The organism is Blautia sp. ZXY-1-C6 (assembly GCF_056339875.1).
In genome coordinates this window covers 1-4,832 of record NZ_JBWJVQ010000059.1, presented here as the reverse complement: position 1 = coordinate 4,832, position 4,832 = coordinate 1, and the positions used below count along the sequence as shown (strand labels likewise).

Here is a 4,832-nt window from a genome sequence, read left to right as displayed (position 1 = left end):
ATCCGTCCTGCAGTGTGCGAATATGAGGAGGCAAGGAAACTTTCAGATGAAGCGGTTCTGCAGAAAAAAACTGTACATATTCATATTGCTCTGGACACAGGAATGACCAGGATCGGTTTTGCGGATGCACAGGAAAATGTAGAGGAAATTAAAAAAATTTCAGAACTTCCAAATCTTGAGATTGAAGGTATGTTTACTCATTTTGCAAGAGCAGATGAGTATGACAGAAGTCCGGCTATGGTACAATTGGAGCGGTATCTGGATTTTTCAAGGCGCGTAGAAGAGGCAGGAGTGGAAATTCCTCTGCATCACTGTTCTAACAGTGCGGGCATCATACGTATGCCGGAAGCAAATCTGAATATTGTCCGCGCCGGAATCACAATTTATGGAATTTATCCTTCTTCTGAGGTGGAGAGAGATATTGTAAAGCTTGAGCCGGTTATGGAACTTAAGAGTCATGTGACTTATGTGAAGGACGTTCCTGCCGGAGCAGCGATCAGCTACGGCGGTACTTATGTGGCTGACAGGAAGCTTCGTGTGGCAACTGTTCCGGTGGGCTATGCAGATGGCTATTCCAGGCAGCTTTCCAATAAAGGCTGGGTTCTGATACATGGACAAAAGGCTCCGATCCTTGGCAGAGTCTGTATGGACCAGTTTATGGTAGATGTGACTGAGATTGGTGATGTGAAGAAGGGCGATGAGGTAACACTGATCGGCAGAGACGGGGATGAGTTTATCGGTATTGAGGAGATTGGTGATCTCTGTGGCAGATTTTCCTATGAGTTTGCCTGTGATATCAGCCCGCGTGTGCCGAGAGTCTATATTAAAAACGGGAAAGAAATATAATGTTACTGTTTGCTGAATAGAGACGAAGTGAGCGATAACTGATTTTTATATACCACGCATGTATACACAAGAAAAAGGTGGAAATACTTTATCTTAACCGGACAGGAAATATCCGGCTGATAACAAGGTTTCTTCTTATGGCAATGTTGTAAATTGAAACCGGAAAGAATCGGAGTGTGAATTGTGTGGTAATTAAAAGAGGGGATATATTTTATGCTGATCTTCGCCCTGTAGTGGGGAGTGAACAGGGTGGAATCCGGCCGGTTCTGATCATTCAGAATAACGTAGGTAACCGGCACAGCCCTACAGTGATCTGTGCTGCTATTACATCAAAAATGAACAAGGCTAAGCTTCCTACACATATTGAGATCAATGCGGAACTCTATGGGATTGAAAAAGATTCTGTGATTTTGCTGGAACAGCTTCGTACTATAGATAAAAGAAGATTAAAAGATAAAGTCTGTCATCTGGATGATGCGATGCTGGATAAGGTGAATCATGCACTTGAGATCAGCCTGGAGCTTACGTTCTGATTTTACTTTTAAGGGATATATCATCTGATCCGGTATTGCGATTTTTTGGCTTGCATGTCTCGGATAGTAGTGCGTGAACAATAAATGAACAGTAATTTTTGGTATCTCTGTCCGGTCAGTATCTTGACGATTAATGGAGAAAGTGATATATTTTACCAGTAATTACGCATATTCAATAAGGAGGAGACTGAATAATATAATGGAAGATGGCAGTAGTATGCCCCTCTGGGGCTTATTTGTTTTACTGTTACTGTTGTGGCTGAATGGAATCTTTTACGGGTTTGCCGCAGCGCTGAGAAACATAAGTGAGAATGATACACAGAAGAAAGCAGAGGAAGGCGATAAAAAAGCACAGATGCTGATGACTCTGATCGACAAACCGGCGCAGTTTGTCAATGCAATTCCGCTGATCGTAATGGCATGTGGTATTTGTTTTGGTACTTTTCTGGTCCCATATGCTGTGGATGCATTTTATCCATACATAAAGCATGTGCCTGCACTGATCCTGGTAATGGCATTGTGCGTGATTTTTCTTGCTGCAATCGGTATTCTGGCTTTTCGGCGGGTTGGTACTTATCATCCTGAAGCTTATGCATATAAGTATCTGAACCTGGTACATTTCTGGCTGAATCTGTTAAAGCCTTTTACTGTATCTGTCACCTGGATCGCCAGACTGGCAGCAGTGCCTTTTGGAGTGGAAATAAACCGTACAGAAAAGTCTGTCACAGAAGAGGAAATCATTTCCATTGTAGATGAAGCTCATGAACAGGGCGTCATCCAGGAGAATGAGGCGGAAATGATCCAGAATATCATATCTTTTAATGAGACAGAAGCCCATGATATCATGACTCACAGAAAGAATATGGTGGCCTTTGACGAGGAGATATTGCTCAAGAACATGATTGACACTATGCTGGAAGAGGGGAATTCCCGTTATCCGGTATATGAGGAGAATATTGACAATATCAAAGGAATTGTCCATTATAAAGATGCGCTTAAGTTTATGACACAGAATCCCTGGGCGAAGTTCAAACCGTTGAAGGAACTGCCCGGAATTATCCGCCAGGCATCCCTGATTCCTGAAACAAGGGGGATTGGAGATCTTTTTCATACTATGCAGGCCAGAAAGATCCATATGGCAATTGTTGTGGATGAATATGGCCAGACAGCCGGGATCGTTACCATGGAGGATATTCTGGAGGAGATTGTCGGAGATATTCTGGATGAATATGATGAGGATGAAATTACGATCCGCGCACAGAAAGATAACAGTCTGATCATTGACGGGCTTGCTTATCTGGAGGATGTGGAAGAAGAGTTGGATGCAGATTTTGGGGATACAGAGTTTGAAACACTGAACGGTTATCTGACCAATATTCTGGGACATATTCCTACAGATAAGGATGTTGATACAAGCATAAAAGCGATTGGATACTGCTTTACGATTTTGTCTATTGGTAATAAAACCATTGGCAAGGTTAAGGTGGAGCGGGATAATAATGTTGCTGTATAAACAGCAGCAGATAAAAACAATTAACAAAAGGAGAAAGAAAGATGTCAGGACATTCAAAATTTGCAAACATTAAGCATAAGAAAGAGAAAAACGATGCAAAAAAAGGTAAGATTTTTACAGTAATCGGACGTGAGCTGGTTATGGCTGTCAAAGCAGGCGGTCCGGATCCGAATAACAACAGCAAACTTCGTGATGTAATTGCCAAAGCGAAAGCAAACAACATGCCAAACGATACAATTGAACGTGGTATCAAAAAAGCAGCAGGTGCTGATTCTGCAGACAACTACGAGAAAGCTGTATATGAAGGCTATGGCCCGAACGGTGTTGCTATCATTGTTGAGACTCTGACAGACAACAAGAACCGTACAGCAGGTAATGTACGTAATGCATTTACAAAGGGTAACGGAAGCATCGGAACTCAGGGATGTGTATCCTATATGTTTGATCAGAAAGGTCAGATCATTATTGACAAAGAAGAGTGTGAGATGGATGCAGACGAGATTATGATGCTTGCTCTGGATGCCGGTGCTGAGGACTTCAGCGAGGAAGAGGACAGTTATGAGATTCTCACTGCTCCGGATGATTTCAGTGCAGTTCGCGAAGCTCTGGAAAAAGCAGGTCTGCCTATTGCAGAAGCACAGGTTGCCATGATTCCTCAGACTTATGTGGAGCTTACAGATGAGCAGGCACTCAAGGATCTTCAGAGAACTCTGGATCTTCTGGATGATGACGATGATGTCACAGATTACTGGACAAACTGGGATGAGCAGTAAAATACCGCAGGTATATTGAGACTGCCTGTTTTGGGTTATTGCTGTCGGACATGTATAGTTTATAAAAGAAACACACATAATACCTCCATAGAGAAAATGGAGGTATTTTTATGTCTGAAAACAGATATGGAGAAAAAAGAGAAGAGTCTGAAACAGGGATGAAGCTGCAAAACTGTGAGACACAGGAGTCAGAAAATAAAATTCAGGAAAGTACCAATGAGCAGATCAAAGATATGGGACAGGTGGTTTTAAACAGCAATTCCCGAAAACACAAGGTAGAGCTTCTGACCATCATTGGTGAGGTGGAAGGTCATGAGTCTGCACCCTCCCATTCCAAAACTACAAAATATGAGCATGTACTTCCAAAGCTTGCCATCATTGAGGATGATGAAGAAATAGAAGGCTTGCTGATCCTTTTGAACACAGTGGGAGGAGATGTGGAGGCTGGGCTTGCCATTGCAGAGATGATTGCCTCATTAAGTATACCAACAGTGTCACTGGTTCTGGGCGGCGGACATTCTATCGGAGTTCCGATGGCCGTATCTGCGGACTATTCTTTCGCAGTACCAAGTGCTACGATGGTGATCCATCCGGTACGTTCCAATGGTATGTTTATCGGAGTGGCTCAGACTTACCGGAATATGGAGAAAATTCAGGACCGTATCACTACATTTATTTCCGAACACTCCAGAGCATCTCAGAAACGTCTGGAAGAGCTGATGCTTGATACTTCTCAGCTGGTAAAAGATGTAGGAACCATGCTGGAAGGAAAAGAGGCAGTAAAAGAAGGGCTGATCGATGAGGTTGGCGGTATTAAGGAAGCGTTGGCAAAATTATATGAAATGATAGAAAAAGAGTGTTGAAAGTGAAAAAAATCTTATATATGCTACAAATCAACCCTTGCCATATGTCAGATTTTGGCGTATTATTAATAGAGGTTTATTATTTGCGAGGAGGAAAACCATGTATAAGATTTTAAAAGCTGAAACACTGGCCGCTAAGATCCATCTTATGGTTGTACACGCACCGCGTGTTGCAAGCCATTGTCAGCCAGGACAATTTATTATCGTTAAGTTAGATGAGAAGGGTGAGAGAATCCCTCTTACTATCTGTGATTATGATCGTGAAGAAGGTACGGTCACAATCGTATTCCAGGAGATTGGTGTA

General features: G+C 42.5%; 5 protein-coding genes and 1 pseudogene. All 6 read left to right on the top strand.

Annotated features, from left to right (window positions below):
* Window positions 1–846 (top strand): alanine racemase (alr, locus tag AC075J_RS02380; protein WP_476389935.1); only part of this gene is annotated, 846 nt, incomplete at its 5' end.
* A 185-nt stretch (window positions 847–1,031) separates the two neighbouring features.
* Window positions 1,032–1,379: a type II toxin-antitoxin system PemK/MazF family toxin gene (locus AC075J_RS02375; protein ID WP_020994045.1), complete on the top strand. Its 348-nt coding sequence runs from the start codon at window positions 1,032–1,034 to the stop codon at window positions 1,377–1,379.
* A gap of 199 nt (window positions 1,380–1,578) precedes the next feature.
* On the top strand, window positions 1,579–2,892 hold the full coding sequence (locus tag AC075J_RS02370) for a hemolysin family protein (protein ID WP_226824588.1): 1,314 nt from the start codon (window positions 1,579–1,581) through the stop codon (window positions 2,890–2,892).
* Window positions 2,893–2,933: 41 nt separating this feature from the next.
* Window positions 2,934–3,665: a YebC/PmpR family DNA-binding transcriptional regulator gene (locus tag AC075J_RS02365; RefSeq protein WP_008703925.1), complete on the top strand. Its 732-nt coding sequence runs from the start codon at window positions 2,934–2,936 to the stop codon at window positions 3,663–3,665.
* Window positions 3,666–3,775: 110 nt separating this feature from the next.
* Entirely contained in the window at window positions 3,776–4,528 is a 753-nt protein-coding gene (locus AC075J_RS02360) for a ClpP family protease (protein WP_118669962.1), read from the top strand.
* A 100-nt stretch (window positions 4,529–4,628) separates the two neighbouring features.
* A pseudogene (locus AC075J_RS02355) lies at window positions 4,629–4,832 on the top strand (sulfide/dihydroorotate dehydrogenase-like FAD/NAD-binding protein); the annotation flags it as partial.

Bases quoted from the DNA above. Each gene is read 5' to 3' on its own strand.
- AC075J_RS02370 (WP_226824588.1), top strand. From the start codon at position 1,579: ATGGAAGATGGCAGTAGTATGCCCCTCTGGGGCTTATTTGTTTTACTG.
- AC075J_RS02365 (WP_008703925.1), top strand. From the start codon at position 2,934: ATGTCAGGACATTCAAAATTTGCAAACATTAAGCATAAGAAAGAGAAA.
- AC075J_RS02360 (WP_118669962.1), top strand. From the start codon at position 3,776: ATGTCTGAAAACAGATATGGAGAAAAAAGAGAAGAGTCTGAAACAGGG.